Raw genomic sequence first — 15479 nt, forward strand, 5'->3', positions numbered from 1 at the left:
CAATAAAAAGTGGTATGGCTGTTTTTCAGCCATACCACTTAGAAAGGATATATAGTTTTTGAAAATGATTAGATTAATAAGGGGGCTTATTCTCATTGAGAATCATTTTCAATTAAAATTTTATCGTTGTAGACGCATTCTGTCAAGCTTTTTATGCATAATAAAACTTGTACCTGTCACTACGGCAATTCCCCCGACTATTCCAGCGATTACATCAGTTGGATAATGTACGCCTAAATATACCCGTGATGATGAAATCATTAATATAAAAAACGCCCCAAGGCTATAAAGTAACGTCTTGTGTTCCAGAGAACTGTTTTTCACCAGAACCATCAACGAGCCAAAAAAAATGGTCGAACCCATTGCATGGCCACTCGGGAAACTGAATCCTGTAATTTCTATCAGTCGAAGCATCGAAGGCCTTTCCCTATCAAAGGAGTTTTTCAGCACCGGGACAAGTATGCTGCTGGAGAGCATGGATATGATCAGAAACAAAGTCGCATACTTCAATCTATAGAGCATCAATATAGTAATCATCATCACTGATAATATAATCATTGAAAGGACTTCCCCGACTTGGGTAAAGCCAAGCATCAATGCTGTAGTGATGAAGCTCTCAGAAGCATATATGAGTTCGTACACTTCTTTATCCACCCAACGGCCGACTCGTGATTCATGAAATAGTGCAATGGTACCGAAGATCAAGACAAATACCATAAAAAGCGAGAATTTCTTTGTGCGGCTCATTAATCCGCCTCCTTATCCACCAGCATATCCACCAGGTCCTTTGGACGGAAACCTGCATCAAATTGCTTCATTTCTGGCAAGTATCTCATCTTCATCATCTCGGATGCGGTTCACGGCTTCTTGGAAGGTATCTATGCCGAGTACTTCTTCATCAATGACTTCTGCATATCCCTTCTCTTTAAAATAATCTGCATTCTCAACCTGATCTCCCCGGCTTTGGCCTTTGGGAAGTGGGATGAGGATCATTGGTTTTTCATTCAGCAAAAACTCGTAGATTGCATTGGAGCCACTGCGGCCAACTGCAATCTTGGAAATTTTCATAAGATGCGGCAATTCTTTTTTGACGAATTCAAATTGTTTATAATTCGGATTATCAAGCCCTTCGATATAGTTTCCTCTGCCGCACAGATGAATAATCTGCCATTCGTTGGTCAGCACGTCGAGATTCTTCCTGATGAAGTTGTTGATTGATTTCGCGCCAAGTGACCCTCCCATCACTATCATTACAGGTTTTTCAGGAGTGAAACCTGTAAGTTCATATCCAATCTCATCATATCCACGTGCCAATTCGTCACGTATTACAGGGCCTAGGTATTCAGTTTTATTTTGTGGTAGGTAGTCTAGGGTCTTTTTGAATGTGACGAAAATCTGTGTGGCAAATTTAACGGCAATTTTATTTGCCAGGCCAGGTGTAATGTCAGACTCATGGATATATACAGGTATGCCGAGTGATCTGGCGGCCAGCACTACAGGTACACTGACAAACCCACCCTTTGAAAATACAAATTCCACCTTCTCCTTCTTAAGGATTTTCTGGCATCGCCGATGCCCTTTGCAACGCGCGTTACATCTTTAAGGTTCTCCATTGAGAAATAGCGTCTCAACTTGCCACTCGAGATGTTATAGTATTTGATCGATGTCGCACCGATTATTTCTTTCTCAATCCCTTTTTTCGATCCGATGTAGATAGGTTGTATCCCCGGTTTATCAGGCATGGGATCATCAGTTTGTTAAGCATGACGTGTCCCACAGTCCCGCCTCCGGTAAGGGCGACTTTTCTTTTTTTAAGTTCCATACTTTCCTCCATAACTGTTCTATTGTAATTACTTTAAACTATTTTAACTTGCTGTACAATCAGAAGCCGTATAAACATTATGTTCATACGGCTTCTGGATTATTCTTCTGTATCTTCTTCGTCAGGGGACTCTTCAGAACTTTCTTCTGAATCATCTTCTTCTGGTTTCTGAATTTCAAGTATTTCCGCATGTTCTTTTGCATACTCTTCGATTTCAGAACGTGTAAACTCACCGTTGATATAATCCACAAGATAATTGAGTTGCGCATCGTTTTCATTGATGTAGGTCCGCAGCTCACTCATTATGGCAGTGGCGGTCTCGCCAGTGACGTTGCCTGTCTGGTCGAGATCATTATCCGCCTGGAACTTCATTACTGTTTTCGTCAGCTTCTTATCGTAGGATTCATCAAAATCATCCACAGCATATCCGAGAGTATCGAGCGCAACCTTGATGGAAGGAACAGATTCATCAGATATGCCTTCTGTAAAGACTTCATCAGGCCCAAGCATCTCGACCCTATAATAATCAGGGTTCAATAGTCGGATATCCGGTGTGATGCCTTTTTCATGAATCCAATCGCCTTCTGGCGTAAGCCATTTTGTATCAGTGTACTTGAGAAGGGAATCATCACCGAATTCGATTGTCTGTTGAACGATGCCTTTACCGAATGACTCTGTACCGGCAATTGTGACATCAGTCAAATCGTCCATCGCTCCGGTGAAGACTTCGGAAGCACTCGCTGAACCTTCATTAATCAGTATATATAGATTAAAGTCGTCCGTGTTGTCATTTGAAGGCCCAGGGGCTGTAATTTCTTTTCGTTCTCCCGTTCTCTTCGAGGTAAAGTACAGTTTCCCCTTCATCGACGAATTGGTTGATCATGCCGACTGCCTCATCCAGGAGACCGCCTGGGTTATATCTGAAATCGATGATCAGATCTTCAATATCAGCTTCTGCAGCTTCGTTCAATTTAGCTTCGAATTCGTCATTGGTGCCTCTTTGGAACCTGTTTATGCTGATATGACCGACTCCGTCTACCTCTTCATAAGTAACACTATCGATATGGATGGTATCACGGGTGATCGTAATCTCAAATGGGTCCCCTTCATTTCTTGCAAGAGTGAGGGTGACATCCGTACCTTTCTCCCCGCGGATAAGTTGAACTGCTTCTTGCACATTCATACCTTCTACTGGCTCATCGTCAACTGCGATTATTTCATCGCCCGGCTCCACCCGGCTTCTTCAGCCGGAGAACCCCGCATTGGAGATGTGATGATGATGCGACTGCCTTCCTGCATCACTTCTGCCCTATACCTTCGAAGTCTCCGCTGACGGATTCCTCGAACGAGGCGATTTCCTCGTTATTCATGTACTCGCTGTAGGGATCGTCGAGACCTTCAACCATTCCCTGTATTGATGACTCTATCAGTGCGTTCCTGTCAACATCCTCGTAGTAGTTGTCGGTGATGGTGTCGTAGACACTATAGAGTTTGGAAAACTCGCTCCTGGTATCAGTACCTACATTCACTGCCTTTTCATTGCCTGCTTCAAGGCTCAACGCAGTAATGACTGCAGAAAGTATGATGGAAGTAAGTATTATGATGAGGAACCAGAAAAAATTGATATTTATATGTTTGCCCCGACTTTGCGGGAATTATTGGAGTCATGCTCTTCTTTCAAAATCTACACCTAATTTCTACTTGAATAATTAAGTAACAGTTTATCAGTTTAAAGATGAAAATTAAACAAATATATGTAAAAAGGAAAGGTGTCGACACCTTTCCTTTCTTTTGGAATTATTTTTCTTCTCCAATGAACGGCAGGCTTGCTTCTAAGGCAACCTCTATCATTTCGTTGAAAGAAGTTTGTCTTTCTTCACTTGAGGTTGCTTCACCCGTTAATACGTGATCGGAAACCGTCAGAATTGAAAGCGCCCTGGCGTTGAACTTTTTACTGATTGTAAACAATGCAGTGGATTCCATTTCAAGCGCCAATACTCCATATTCCGCCAACTGTTCAATATTGCCATTCTCATCATAAAAGGAATCAGCTGTGAATATATTTCCGACTTTAACATTCATGCCCTTTTTCTGTGCTTCATTATAACTTGAGAGCAGCAATTCGAAATCGGATGTTGGAGCAAAATCGATGTTCTTGAAAAGTTTACGGTTCTGATATGAATCACCTGATGCACTTTGGGCAAGTATAACATCCCTTACTTTGACATCTTTTTGAATAGCGCCGCAAGTTCCGACACGTATCAGGTTTTTAACGCCATACTCATCCATAAGTTCGTGGATGTAAATGGAGATCGAAGGTACTCCCATACCAGTCCCCTGGACGGAAATGCGTTTTCCTTTATAGTAACCTGTAAATCCAAGCATGTTACGGACTTCATTATAACAAGTGACATCATCCAAGAAGTTCTCGGCGATATATTTCGCACGCAGTGGATCTCCCGGCAGTAGTATAGTGTCGGCAATATCACCTTTTTTGGCATTGATATGAATACTCATTGTTTTATTGCTCCTTTATCTTAAGTTGTTTTAATGCTGCAACCAGTTGAGGTAATCGTCAAAAGCAGTATCAAAATGCGAAAGTGGCATATCTTCATATGGATTGTTCTCAAGGTATTCCGTAACCTCAGAATATTCCGTGGAATATTTCGGGAACATGGGATCTTTTAAGATATGTTCGGCTAAACCTCCGATTGATGAGTTTTCACCTTTTCTTATTTTCATATACTGGTAGAATGAATGATTCTTCATTACTTGACGGTAGCAGTCACAACTACAGTGTCGGCCCTGTTTAAGTTGGTGACATCCTCAACCTTGAATTCATCCAGCATATCACTATTCGTGATGATGACAGGAGAAATGGTGCTGTTCGCTTCTGATTTTACCAGTTCCATATCGAAAGTGACAAGTGGATCTCCTTTTTCGACGGAATCTCCTTCTGAAACATGTCCTGTGAAGCCTTCACCTTTCATCGCTACGGTCTCAAGACCGATATGGATCAGAACTTCAAGTCCATTGGCAGTTCTGAGTCCAACTGCATGGTTTGTCGGAAATACTTGCATGACCGTCCCGGAGACGGGCGCAACGACTTCACCGTCGGAAGGGTCGACGCCAAACCCTTCGCCCATCATTTTTTCGGCGAAGACCGGGTCTGGGATGTCTTCAAGTTGTACATATTCACCGTTCAGCGGACTCGTAATTTCCAATTTCTTCTCAGCATTGTCTTTTTTACCAAATAGATTTTTGAACATAATTTTACTCTCCTATCAAAATGGATTTGAAATTCAATCGAATAATTTGAGGTATTCCCCATAACCTTTTTCTTCGAGTTCATCTTTCGGTATGAAGTCCATAGCGGCTGAATTGATGCAGTAGCGCAAGCCCCCAATTCTTTGGGACCATCTTCGAAGACATGGCCAAGATGGCTGTCTGAAGCTTCGCTCCTCACTTCAGTTCTGCGCATCCCGAAAGAATCATCGAACTTTTCACTTACGTCCTCTGAAATTGTTTTGGCAAAACTTGGCCAACCGCAATCGGAGGCGAATTTGTCCCTTGAAGTGAATAACGGTGTGCCTTTCAATTTATCGACATAAAGGCCATCCTCGTAGTGATTCCAATATTCATTCTGGAATGGTGGTTCAGTTCCATTCTCCTTCATTACGCTATATTCTTTTGGTGATAACTCTGATTCATGACGTTCTATTGACATTCTATTTCATCCCCCAATGCTTTTCTATGAATGCTTTTCTGCCGGAACCTTTAAAGTACGCATTATAATGGGCGCTGTTCGTTTTATAGAAGTCTTGATGTTCCTCTTCAGCTCTATAGAAGTTTTTGTAAGGTAAAACAGGTGTTTTTATCGGACCATTGAATATATTCTGTTTGTCCAAATCTGCAATTACAGATTCTGCAATTTCTTTTTGCCTGTCATCATGATAGAAAACTGCCGGTGCATATTGCGGGCCCCTATCCCCAAACTGACCTTCTGTATCAGTTGGATCGAAAACCTGGAAAAGATATTCAATAGTTTTTCGTAAGGCATTACAGTTTCATCAAAATCAATTTGAACGGCCTCAACATGTCCTGTTGTGCCGGTTGAGATTTGCTGGTACGTAGGATTTTCCACATGTCCGTTCGAATAGCCGGACACGACGGAATTGACACCCTCAAATTGGTCGAATGGTTTGACCAGGCACCAGAAGCATCCTCCTGCTAGTGTAGCTGTTGACAAATTACTCACCTCTTAATCATTTATTATTGAAAAGTACCACTCGTCATTCCGGTAATCAATCTTTTCGACTTCCACTTCCATTTCAAAATCCTGCGTTAATGTTTTGGTGTTGATTAACAATGCACGCTCATCATCATCAAAGCGGATGCCCTCTGGAGATCGCTTTGGTTTTTGATGATTGAGTAGAACATATCTTGGGTGAGCGGCAAATCGGCAACATCGATATCCTTTACGGCAAAGACAATCTCTTCACCTGTAGAGACGGGTTCAAGATTCAAAGAAGTTTCTATTTCAATGCCAAGTACATCCTGCACAGCCTTAAAATAGATACCCGCTTCACCCACCGAAACCTGAATGGATTCATCATCGATTGCATCGTTGAAGATGGATTGCACTGCCTGATTGGTCATCTTCAATTCTATACCCGATTCTGCTGTATTATAATTACTGTTTTTCTCATCAGGCAGATCATATGAATTGCCAAATGTAATGGCTATCCAGATGATGAACAGGATATTGATGGATACTAGTATTACGAAGAGAGTCTTCCAAATATTCAACCTCCCACTCCTCTCCTTCTTCACTTGCGTCTATAGTGCAGGAATTCATAAGGATATCTGTTTTTTTCGTCTTGAGTCCCTTCAATCTTGTCGACCAGTTCCCATTTGGAAGGATCATAATCGGGAAAGAAGGTGTCACCAGCGAAGCGCCTGTGAATGCGGGTGATATGCATTTCCTCTACAAGGTGCATCGTCTGATCATAGATGGTGCTCCCTCCAAAGATAAATACTTTTCCTTCCAAAGAATTGATGTCGTCAATATGATTGATGACATCAATGCCTTCTGCACTGAAAGTTTCATCGCGCGTCAATACCACATTACGCCTATTGGGCAGGGGACGCCCCAATGATTCGAATGTCTTACGCCCCATGACGATTGTATTCCCTTCCGTCAGTCGTTTTACATGTTTCAGATCTTCGGGAAGGTGCCAGGGCATTTTGTTTTTAAAGCCAATTACAGATTGGTCGGCATAAGCGACTATTAAAGATATCATGATTCTCCTCCTAGACGGCTATTGGTGCCTTGATATAAGGGTGGCTTTCGTAGTCGATGACTTCGAAATCTTCATATTCCAGATCGAACATTGATTTATTGCCTTTTATTTTGATTTTAGGAGGACTGAAGCTCTCACGGCCGAGCTGTTCATTTACTGCGTCCATATGGTTGGTGTAGATATGCGCATCTCCCAATGTATGGATGAATTCATCCGCCGTTAGATTACACTCCCGTGCGACGAGCTCAAGCAATAGCGCATAGCTTGCTATATTGAATGGTACGCCTAGGAAAACATCTCCGCTTCTCTGATAGAGCTGCAGGCTCAACTTCCCGTCATTTACATAGAATTGGAAGAAGGCGTGACATGGCGGCAATGCCATACCATCGATTTCAGCAGGATTCCACGCCGTAACAATGTGTCTTCTTGAATCTGGATTCTTTTTGATGCTTTCGACGACATTCTTCAACTGATCCGTAAACGAGCCGTCCGGGCCTTGCCAATGGCGCCATTGTTTGCCATAGACATTTCCAAGATCACCGTATTTCTCGGCAAACACGTCGTCTTCCAGTATCTTATTTTTAAAACGCGCCATTTCTTCTTTGTATGTTTCGTTGAATGATTCATCTTCCAGCGCACGGCGTCCGAAATCGGTCATATCCGGGCCTTCGTATTCTGCGGATTCGACCCAATTTTTAAACGCCCATTCGTTCCATATGTTAGTGTTGTATTGAAGCAGGAAACGTATGTTCGTATCCCCGCGTATGAACCATATCAATTCTGTTGCAAGCATTTTGAAAAGCACCTTTTTGGTGGTCAACAGCGGGAATCCTTCTTTAAGGTCAAAGCGCATCTGATGGCCAAACAACGAATAGGTGCCGGTCCCGGTGCGGTCATCCTTGTAACTGCCTTCGCTTTTGATTTTTTTCATAAGGTCATGATACGTATCATCAAAAGTATTCATTAGATCCTCCCCTTTTCTTTTTGGACGTCTTTATATATAATATACATTGAATACAATTGAAACAGTTAAAAATTTATTTGATTTGGGGTGTCGATCATGGAAATATTTATGACGGTCGGTCTCACTCTTCTTGCTCTCTATTTGATGTCGATGAGTATTTTTGAGTAGAACCTATCCAATAAAAACAGGAAAGGCTGGGCCTTTCCTGTTTTTATTTTGCACAATTTTCATCAAATGCTTCTTTCAGGTCCATCATGATGTCATGCACATCCCGGCCCTCAATACTTTCCCGGGTACGAAATGCACAAGTGCATCCCCTTTGAAAAGGGCCATGGAAGGACTGGAAGGCGCTTGGCCGATGTACTCGCGCATACGTTCAGTCGCTTCCTTGTCCTGGCCGGCGAATACCGTTGCTTTATGATCCGGCTTGATGGGGTTCTGTTCCGCTACAGTTACGGCAGCAGGCCGTGCGAGTCCCGCTGCACAACCACAGACGCTGTTTACAACCACAAAGGCGGTTTCATCTTTGCCGATATCCTTCATGAACTGATCGACTGCCTCTGCTGTAGTAAGGTCATTGAAAGCCATGCCGGTCAATTCCTCACGCATTGGACGTGCCATTTCCTTCATGTACTCTTCATAGGCGTTCATATTATCGCTCCCTTTCCTGAATTTGCTTCCACACGCTGCCGAGGGCTTCTTCGCCCTGCTCTATCCGGGTGATGGCCATTTCGATCTGCAGCCGTACATCGTACTGCGGATCATCTTTATGCGCCTTTAGATGAGATAAGCTCTCTTCGTCACCGACCTCATATATGAACATTGCTGCACGCCACCGCACAATCGGGCTCTTGTCGCCGAGTAGAGGATAGATGTCCGGCAACCCTTCTTTGTACCCAAGGTCACTGTATGCATCACCAGCAGTCCGTCTGACGGGTACGGAACGATCCTGCAAGGCTTTCTTAAGATAAGGCAGCGTCGCACGCTCCTCAACCATTGCCAGCAGGCTCACCGCTTCCCGCCTGATCTGCATCTTCTCATCTTCCAGGGCGATTGCCAGGACGGGATAATCATCCTGTGTGGGTGTTTCCATATGATTGAGCAGCCACAGGCGTTCCTTCCAGTTGTCGCGTGCAGTGAAGTCGGACTTCTCTACTTTAAAGTAGCGTTTTGGCTCCGGGGCCTTCTTTGTCTTTGCTTCCTCCACCATGGTCTTAAGCACTGCATCGTCATGGAGCGCCTCAAGCTCTTCAGTCAATTCTTCGAAGATTGATTCGGGCTCCCCGTATCTGGTGCCATAGTCCTCCCATTTCCTGAGCATGATGATGTTGTCTTCAGGGAGGGTTGCCGCTTCCACGGCATCGGTGAAACGTTCTGGCAGCTGCCTGCGGTGTTCCTGGCCATCGTTGAGCTTAATCTGGTAGGGTATGCCCTTGAATGTAAGCACCTGGGCCGAGACGGAGCCAAACGCATTTTCAGATTCTAGTTTTTTTTTACTTCATCGTCATTATTGGAATCGAAAGTCTGCTCGATCTGAGGGATGAGCGTCTCCCAGTCCGCCTTCGGCGACTTATCGACCGAGATGAAATTAAGGGCGTGGAAGACGCTTGTGACATCCTCCAATTCAAGTACGCGGTTGATGAACTCAGGTGCCTCATCTGAAACAGCGCGGTAAGTCGATGACTTCATTTCCTTCTTCTCTTCACTCACAGTGATTTTCATTGTATTGGGACTTGGTGTCGGTTCAATTTTTACGATTTCCATTATATATCCTCCTATTGAAGTTTATTGCCATGCGTCCGTATCGAAATGCCGACCGAACACTCATGGATGCAGAAATTATGTGCAGCTGTCCTGCTGCCTTCGGAACGGTTCAATTCTTTGAGAAGGCAGCCGTGACAGTACTTTTCTTCTAGATCATTAATTTTTTCAAGTACATCTGTGTTCACTTTTCAACCTCCTCCACTGATTATAACGAAGTTCCTTCCATAACAAAAGGCAGGGCCACACAATCAGTTTTTCCGGTGCCTGAACAGTGCGTCTTTAGCGAGTGCATCAGCGTGTCTATTTTTATTCCTCGGGTCCAGCTGATGATGAACAAAGCCATTTCCCCTATCTTATCTGAAACACTCATAAAATATTTTCGGAACACTTTATTTTTGACGTGGTTTTTATCGAAGCTATCTGCAATGACCTTTGAATCGGTGTGGATGATCAGTGAGTGATATCCATGCTCAAGCGCCTTATCTACCGCAAATTCCAAAACCGCCCACTCCGCCTCATGGTTATCCATCTCCCCAGATACGTGGTGAATTCTTTTTGTCCAGCGTCATCCTTGAAGACTACAGCGCCGGCGGCAGCCTTCGGGTTGGTGCCTGCTGCTGCATCTATATATACACGTGTCATACAGACCCTCCTAGAGACCGAGCTTCCCTACATATTTTCTGGCGATGGACAGGTCATGTGCCAAGAGCACCTGATCGACGTCCTGAAGGGACAGGCGCAGTATGCTCGATTCACTTATCTCATTCGCGTCAAGCGGGACATCGGTAATGATCTTCGCCAGCTGATGGGCAATCCTCAAAGATGCCATATCCGCTTCAATCTTCTTTCTCAGTGCTGGCGTCAGGATGTCGAGATTAGTCAGCATATTGTCTATATTGCCATATTCCTGTATCAGCTTGAATGCGGTTTTCTCGCCCACGCCTTTGACGCCTTTATAGCCGTCACTTGCATCCCCCATCAGCGCCTTGACATCGACGAATTGCCCGGGGTGATGCCATGTTCCAGTATAAAACGCTCTTTTGTATAGTGATGGTATTCGGTATAGCCTTTCTTCGTCAGCCACAGCTCGTTCTCTTCATCCAGAAGCTGCAGGAGGTCGCGGTCACCGCTGACCATCACGACATCGTCGAGCGCGGTCGACAGCGTACCGATGATGTCGTCCGCTTCGTAGCCTTTGATGCCGATCTGGAAGATGCCCAAGTCATCAAATACTTCCTTGATGTGGTCGAATTGTGGAATCAGCTCATCAGGCGGGGCTGTGCGGTTCTTTTTATAGTCTGGATACCAGTCGTTGCGGATCGTCTGTGACCCCATATCCCATGTGATGATGAGCCGGGTCGGCTGCACGGTTTCGACCAGTTTGAAGACATGGCGCACAACCCCCTGCACGCCGTTGGTCGGCCTGTCGAAGGCACTGTACATGAACTGCTGCCTGAAACTGGTGGCGTAGAAATGACGGAACAAGAGCGCCATGCCGTCTATGATCAGATTTTTATCCTTCAAATTTTGCCATCCTTTCGTGCATGGTCGACACACCGGTCTCCACATCGTGATGGCGGATCCATTCCGAGAAGCTGCCGCCGTAGAGGCGTGCCGGCAACCCCATATTCTCGAGCACATAATATGGCGGCGTCGCACTCATGCCCGAGCCGCAATAGACTATGAGTTCCTTAAATTGCGACAGGAAGGGCCTGAGGTGCTCCAGGCTGGTTATATCCAGGCGGCCTGATTCAAAGACGTCGGAATACGGGATGTTCACAGCACCCGGTATATGCCCTTTCTTAAAGTCGATCGGCTCCGTGTCACCGAGGTAGCGTCCGCGTGCCCTGACGTCGATCAGCAGCACATCATCAATGCCCACAGCATGCGCCACGTCTTCGAGTGTGGCGAGCATCGATGCATCTGGAGGCTGCACCTCACGGGATTCATCAACTTCATCCGGTAAGGAAGGCGTGTGCTCCAGTAGCGTGAGGCCGGAATCTTTTAGGCTCTCGCACGAGTCATTCCACAGCACGGCATGGAAGCCGTATAGCTGGAATAGATAATAGAGGCGCGTATGGAAGAATGCGTCCTCCTTATCCAATAGAAGCAGTTCGGCATCTGCGTCTTGCTTCAGTGCATCATAAAGTGCGCCTACCACAGAGCCTGGTGGTATGGGATGACGCCCTTCATTTAGGCCTTCTGATGTGAACATCCATGGCTTTTGGGGGATATGGAGGCCTAGATATGGTGCATCCGCCACCATCGCGGCGGATGCATCTAGGTCATCCATGACATTACGGCAATCGATGGGCATGAACTGTGTGCCGCGTAGATTATTGTCGGTACTGTCTATAATCATTTTTTAATCTCCTTTATGCCTTTTCAGTTGTTCGAAAAGTGCCTGGTCTTCTTCATAGTCCGTTTCGCTGATATCAGCAAGCGGTTCATTCAATGCGTGAGAGACAGTGGTGAGTTCATCGTCCAAAACGGTGTCTTTGGCTGTCAGATACTCATCTGCCATCTGCACCAGCTCTGTTTCAAGTGCCTCGAAATCGATGGAGCCGATAATCGCCTCGGACAGCTCGAGTAGCAGACTCCTGAATGCTTTAGGTTGGCTCCTCGATTTATGCAGTGCTTTTTGGTGGTCCAACAGGACTTGCGGATCGATGCGCAGTTCCGGCTGTGGCCTCGGCACACGCCCGTCTTCAATACGGCTGGCGATCATGGCTTTGCCCAAGTCTTCGTTGATGGCTGTCAAGGACTGCATCAGCTCGGCATCAGCCTTATGGTAGACTGCGTTGAAACTTGTGGCAAGTTCAAGTCCAAGGTGCTGGTTGATGTCATTGGAGAGCGCCGTCAGATTGTCAGCGATGAAATTCCGATCTTTTATGTCCGCAGCCGATATCAAGTATTTCAAGTAATCGTAGAGTTTAAGCTTCAGCTGCTTTTCAGTATGGGAGAGGATGATGTCGATCTCCTGCTGCAGGGTATGTGCAAATTGCTGGGCACTGTAGTCGGCAAGCGTTTCAAGGAGACGGCGCCGAAGCGTTTCAATGCGATCCTTTTCCTCATTCTGATTATGGTACCGCCGCATATTGGCAGCCACTGCTTCTTCCAGCTGGTTGGCCGTTTCCCTAAGCGACTGATACTGCATGCCTATGGCATTATTGTTGGCAATCTCGGTGATTTCCGCCTTGGCCGCTTCAAACTGAGCATTATGGGACGCCACTGCTTGTTTGCTCGAGACCGGGAATACTTTATGGCTGATCTCGAGGTGATCAAGCGACTCGTGGGTATAGTCCATGACTTTTCCAAGTCTGCCTCGGTCCGCATCAGATCCACCGCATTGATGATGAAGATGATCGGGAACCCGCTGCCCTTTATCGATTTTATATACTGTAGGAAGCGCTCATCGGAACGGCTGAAGACATGATTGTAGTAGGAGACGTATATGATCATGTCACTGTCTGAGATGATGCGGTGCGTCTCCTCTGTATGGCGTTCGTTAATTGAGTTGATGCCTGGTGAATCGACGATGGAAAAGCGCTGTGTCAATTCATTATCGACGGACAGGTATGCTTTATGGATGAAGATCGCTTCTTCGTCTGCACTGATCTTTTCTATAAGTTTATCTTCGGACATGCTGATTTCCTTGCCCAGATCATCCCGATGGGCGTCGTAATGCGTCAATATGCCGTTTAGGAACGGAATGTAGGCTTCTTTGACATTATTTTTATGGCGTTTAATCCAAGGGATGAAATCAGTGATGGCCTGACCATCCTGATTGGTGATCACCTGAAGCGACTGGACGATATCCGCTTCTGTCTTATAGAGTGCCCGCGACTCGCCCTCGTTCGATATCTCAGTGATTGTGGCGGTGGTCGGATTCGGGCTTGCGGTCAGTCGGGCCTCCCCCATCAATGCATTGATGAACGTCGTTTTGCCGGCGCTGAAGCCACCGAAGACGCTGATGTTGACTTTACCGTCATGGATGCGTTTGAGCTTCTCGTTGATTATTGCAGCGAACTCCGCATACCGCGGATGCGGTTTTAGGATCTTCAGGAGATATTCGAACTGGTCGATGTCCATGTCTTGCGGTGCAGGTGCTTCATACCCTCTCGATTCGGGGCGTTCCACTTCGGTTTGGACGACATCACGGCTCACCGCTTCCGTCAGTTCAAGCTTGTCGGTTTCGTCGTCCAGATGGATATAGAAATGCCTATAGTTGGCAGTGTCTAGGGACTCCTTCAAGGCAAGCAATGCCGCCAGATGTTTCGCGTCATCAATCTCGTCCGAATGGTCTTCAGTCCGTGGCCCTTCAGTGGCTGCGGATAATGTGGCGACATGCGTCAATGCAGATGCGGTGACGTCTTTTTCAATCCTGGCTTTCAACTTGTCCAAATAGTTCATGATGTACTGGGAAGACAGGGTGGTGATGTCTTCCTCAGACAGCAGTTCATCATTCCAGATGTACCGAAAAGGCGCCCCTTCTAGAGCGAGCGTATCAAAGAGGGCATTCACCGGGGCATTTATTTCGGATTGGATGACGGGTTGAATCTCTTCACCGATCTTTGTGCGGTGGGACTCATACAATGATTGGTACTTCTTTTGCTTGCCAAAGAACCCCCTGGTTTGATGTCTCCCGATAACACCTTCAAAAATTCGGTGATGGCGGATTTGACTGGGTGGGGATAGAGATAGCTGTCCTTTGCGAGCGCCTTCACTTTATCCTGTATATGTCTCTTCAATTGGTCTGGGTCGGAGTGCAGTGCTGCAATCCTGCTCTGGTCATCTTCCTTTTCGAGATAATCGATATGGGCCTCTACAACATCTTTCTGGACACCCTCTTCAAGTTCCAGGCGCTCCTGTAGAGAAGAGATCTGGTCATCCAGATAATGCAGTTGACGGCGCTCAATATTGTCTACAATGCGTTCATGGTACGCCGCCTCATATGCCCCGTGGCGCGATTCGACGTGTGAGATGTGCACAGCCAGCGCCTTCACATCATTATGCGGGGTATCATAGATGGAAGTCGTAAACACTTTCTCCGGCATGATGCGCCATTGGCTCAATGTTCTTTTGATGCGTGCGATGAAGGTGTCCATGGACAGTTCCCCATCGTCGTGCTTATCGATCTGGTTGATGATCAGGGAGAACGGGATGTTCATCTCTGAAATCTCTTTTAGCAGCCTTAGATTATGTTCGCTTTCGACGTGATTGTATTCGACTGTAAAGAAGATGTAGTCACTGTTCAGCAGGAAGCGGTTGGCACTGTCCTCATGACTGTCGGTTCTGGAATCGACGCCCGGCGTATCCTGGAACACCGTCTTTTCCTTAAATACCGGGTGGGCGACTTTCATGGAGATCGACGCGATGTCCAAGTCACCCGTGTTCAACTCCCTGAGCGCGCTATAGTCTTCGAGTGGAATGTATCTATATTGGTCGATGAAGGCCTGGATCTCCTCCGCTTCACCGATTTCCACCGATACGGTGTTGCTTGTGGTCGGCACTGGCGAAGAAGGCAGGATATCGCGGTCGAGAAGATGATTGACCAAACTGGATTTCCCTGCAGAGAAGTGGCCGATAAATGAAAATACAAGCTGGCCCCTATAAGTTTTCATAA

At 45.9% G+C, this 15479-nt stretch carries 21 protein-coding genes and 5 pseudogenes; all 26 read right to left on the minus strand.

Annotated elements, in window-relative coordinates; genetic code table 11:
- Positions 1–120: 120 nt before the first annotated feature.
- The 26 genes and pseudogenes from ACYF68_RS07435 to ACYF68_RS07560 all read right to left on the minus strand — a co-directional run bounded on the left by ACYF68_RS07435 (position 121) and on the right by ACYF68_RS07560 (position 15477).
- Positions 121–747, minus strand: a complete 627-nt coding sequence (locus ACYF68_RS07435) for a phosphatase PAP2 family protein (protein ID WP_461046119.1) — start codon at positions 745–747, stop codon at positions 121–123.
- Between the two features lie 57 nt (positions 748–804).
- Positions 805–1251 (minus strand): glycosyltransferase, encoded by a 447-nt coding sequence (locus ACYF68_RS07440; RefSeq protein ID WP_461047529.1) that lies wholly within the window; start codon positions 1249–1251, stop codon positions 805–807.
- Positions 1252–1449: 198 nt separating this feature from the next.
- A pseudogene (locus ACYF68_RS07445) lies at positions 1450–1742 on the minus strand (glycosyltransferase); the annotation flags it as partial.
- Positions 1676–1822 carry a hypothetical protein gene (locus ACYF68_RS07450; RefSeq protein WP_461047650.1) on the minus strand — a complete coding sequence of 49 codons (147 nt, stop codon included), beginning with the start codon at positions 1820–1822 and terminating at the stop codon, positions 1676–1678. The pseudogene ACYF68_RS07445 and the gene ACYF68_RS07450, both read right to left, overlap by 67 nt.
- Before the next feature lie 99 nt (positions 1823–1921).
- Complete coding sequence (locus ACYF68_RS07455; protein WP_461046121.1) at positions 1922–2686, minus strand: S41 family peptidase; 765 nt, start codon at positions 2684–2686, stop codon at positions 1922–1924.
- Complete coding sequence (locus ACYF68_RS07460; RefSeq protein ID WP_461046123.1) at positions 2610–3056, minus strand: S41 family peptidase; 447 nt, start codon at positions 3054–3056, stop codon at positions 2610–2612. The genes ACYF68_RS07455 and ACYF68_RS07460 overlap by 77 nt, the downstream gene beginning before the upstream one ends.
- Positions 3057–3120: 64 nt before the next feature.
- On the minus strand, positions 3121–3381 hold the full coding sequence (locus tag ACYF68_RS07465; RefSeq protein WP_461046125.1) for a hypothetical protein: 261 nt from the start codon (positions 3379–3381) through the stop codon (positions 3121–3123).
- Positions 3382–3619: 238 nt separating this feature from the next.
- Positions 3620–4339: a purine-nucleoside phosphorylase gene (deoD, locus tag ACYF68_RS07470; protein WP_461046127.1), complete on the minus strand. Its 720-nt coding sequence runs from the start codon at positions 4337–4339 to the stop codon at positions 3620–3622.
- Between the two features lie 30 nt (positions 4340–4369).
- Positions 4370–4591: a YozE family protein gene (locus ACYF68_RS07475; protein WP_461046128.1), complete on the minus strand. Its 222-nt coding sequence runs from the start codon at positions 4589–4591 to the stop codon at positions 4370–4372.
- Positions 4591–5091 (minus strand): PTS sugar transporter subunit IIA, encoded by a 501-nt coding sequence (locus tag ACYF68_RS07480; RefSeq protein ID WP_461046130.1) that lies wholly within the window; start codon positions 5089–5091, stop codon positions 4591–4593. Before ACYF68_RS07480 ends, ACYF68_RS07475 begins: the two co-directional genes overlap by 1 nt.
- A gap of 33 nt (positions 5092–5124) precedes the next feature.
- Positions 5125–5549 (minus strand): annotated as a pseudogene (gene msrB / locus ACYF68_RS07485) (peptide-methionine (R)-S-oxide reductase MsrB).
- A 1-nt stretch (position 5550) separates the two neighbouring features.
- Positions 5551–6071, minus strand: a pseudogene (gene msrA / locus ACYF68_RS07490) (peptide-methionine (S)-S-oxide reductase MsrA).
- A gap of 113 nt (positions 6072–6184) precedes the next feature.
- Positions 6185–6631, minus strand: a complete 447-nt coding sequence (locus ACYF68_RS07495; protein WP_461046132.1) for a DUF2140 family protein — start codon at positions 6629–6631, stop codon at positions 6185–6187.
- A 20-nt stretch (positions 6632–6651) separates the two neighbouring features.
- Positions 6652–7128 carry a dihydrofolate reductase gene (locus tag ACYF68_RS07500; RefSeq protein WP_461047532.1) on the minus strand — a complete coding sequence of 159 codons (477 nt, stop codon included), beginning with the start codon at positions 7126–7128 and terminating at the stop codon, positions 6652–6654.
- A gap of 7 nt (positions 7129–7135) precedes the next feature.
- A complete protein-coding gene (locus ACYF68_RS07505; RefSeq protein WP_461046134.1) occupies positions 7136–8089 on the minus strand; it encodes a thymidylate synthase in 954 nt (317 codons plus the stop codon).
- Positions 8090–8300: 211 nt separating this feature from the next.
- Positions 8301–8740 (minus strand): annotated as a pseudogene (locus ACYF68_RS07510) (BrxA/BrxB family bacilliredoxin).
- Between the two features lies 1 nt (position 8741).
- A pseudogene (locus ACYF68_RS07515) lies at positions 8742–9853 on the minus strand (conserved virulence factor C family protein).
- A gap of 11 nt (positions 9854–9864) precedes the next feature.
- A complete protein-coding gene (locus ACYF68_RS07520) occupies positions 9865–10038 on the minus strand; it encodes a zinc-finger domain-containing protein (RefSeq protein ID WP_380569473.1) in 174 nt (57 codons plus the stop codon).
- A 20-nt stretch (positions 10039–10058) separates the two neighbouring features.
- Entirely contained in the window at positions 10059–10352 is a 294-nt protein-coding gene (locus tag ACYF68_RS07525) for a ribonuclease H family protein (RefSeq protein ID WP_461046137.1), read from the minus strand.
- Positions 10337–10495 (minus strand): hypothetical protein, encoded by a 159-nt coding sequence (locus tag ACYF68_RS07530; RefSeq protein ID WP_461046138.1) that lies wholly within the window; start codon positions 10493–10495, stop codon positions 10337–10339. The genes ACYF68_RS07525 and ACYF68_RS07530 overlap by 16 nt, the downstream gene beginning before the upstream one ends.
- A gap of 10 nt (positions 10496–10505) precedes the next feature.
- Positions 10506–10832, minus strand: coding sequence for a 5'-3' exonuclease H3TH domain-containing protein (locus tag ACYF68_RS07535; protein ID WP_461046140.1), 327 nt, complete (start codon positions 10830–10832; stop codon positions 10506–10508).
- The gene (locus ACYF68_RS07540; RefSeq protein ID WP_461046142.1) at positions 10832–11377 is read right to left on the minus strand and encodes a 5'-3' exonuclease; all 546 of its coding nucleotides are present in this window, start codon (positions 11375–11377) and stop codon (positions 10832–10834) included. Before ACYF68_RS07540 ends, ACYF68_RS07535 begins: the two co-directional genes overlap by 1 nt.
- Positions 11367–12215, minus strand: a complete 849-nt coding sequence (locus ACYF68_RS07545) for a sulfurtransferase (protein WP_461046144.1) — start codon at positions 12213–12215, stop codon at positions 11367–11369. The genes ACYF68_RS07540 and ACYF68_RS07545 overlap by 11 nt, the downstream gene beginning before the upstream one ends.
- A gap of 3 nt (positions 12216–12218) precedes the next feature.
- A complete protein-coding gene (locus ACYF68_RS07550; RefSeq protein WP_461046146.1) occupies positions 12219–13085 on the minus strand; it encodes a hypothetical protein in 867 nt (288 codons plus the stop codon).
- Complete coding sequence (locus ACYF68_RS07555) at positions 13013–14449, minus strand: dynamin family protein (protein WP_461046148.1); 1437 nt, start codon at positions 14447–14449, stop codon at positions 13013–13015. Before ACYF68_RS07555 ends, ACYF68_RS07550 begins: the two co-directional genes overlap by 73 nt.
- Entirely contained in the window at positions 14386–15477 is a 1092-nt protein-coding gene (locus ACYF68_RS07560; RefSeq protein WP_461046150.1) for a dynamin family protein, read from the minus strand. Before ACYF68_RS07560 ends, ACYF68_RS07555 begins: the two co-directional genes overlap by 64 nt.
- Between the last annotated feature and the right edge of the window lie 2 nt (positions 15478–15479).

The sequence above is a fragment of the Salinicoccus sp. CNSTN-B1 genome (assembly GCF_054792835.1).